Annotated in this window: 1 pseudogene; it reads right to left on the bottom strand. The window is 66.9% G+C overall.

The features are described from left to right. Positions 1 to 721: pseudogene (locus tag EN969_RS33850) on the bottom strand (hypothetical protein); the annotation flags it as partial.

The raw sequence follows: 721 nt of genomic DNA, 5'->3' as shown, positions 1-721 counted from the left end.
CCCGCAAATGTGTTGAAGCCGATGGTGTTGTTGTCGATGCCGCTGCCGCCATCCGCCGTGGCGCCGAAGCGCCCGAAGCCGGCGCCGCCGATGCCGCCGCCGCCGCCGACCGACTGAGCGATGATGGCGACCGCATCGACACCATGCGTGGTGATGGTGCCGGTGCGGATCACGGTCACGTCGCCGCCATCGCCGCCATTGCCGCCAAGGCCGCCGATGCCGAGCGCGTTCGAGGTTTTACCTTTTGCGTCGCCGCCGACACCGCCGCCGCCGCCCACCGACTGCGCCACGACGCCATGCGCGCGGGCGCCGAAGGTTTCGATCGATCCGGAAACCTCAACCCTCACATCTCCGCCATCGCCGCCGTTGCCGCCCTTGCCGCCCAGGCTGAGGGCAAAAGAGTCGGACCCGGCGAAGTCGGACGAAACCGTGCCGCCATATCCGCCACCGCCGCCGATGGACTGGGCGAAGATGCCGTATGACCCATCCTTGTGTGTGATGATCTCGCCATCGTTGGTGACGGTGACCTTGCCACCATCGGCCTCGTTGTCGGGGTCGTTGGGGTCGCCGACCACCGGGATCGGAATCCCGTTGGGTATGCTGGCACCGCCACCGATTGTCATGTCTGCTTCCGATGCGCCGGTCGCGGCACCCGAGGCACCACCGCCACCGCCGATCGACTGCGCAAAAATGCCGTGCGAGATATAGCCCAGTGTTTCAA

Source organism: Mesorhizobium sp. M7A.F.Ca.CA.003.01.2.1, from assembly GCF_003998945.1.
In the GTDB taxonomy this organism is placed as follows: Bacteria; Pseudomonadota; Alphaproteobacteria; order Rhizobiales; family Rhizobiaceae; genus Mesorhizobium; species Mesorhizobium ciceri.
This window is presented reverse-complemented; position numbering and strand designations above follow the sequence as displayed.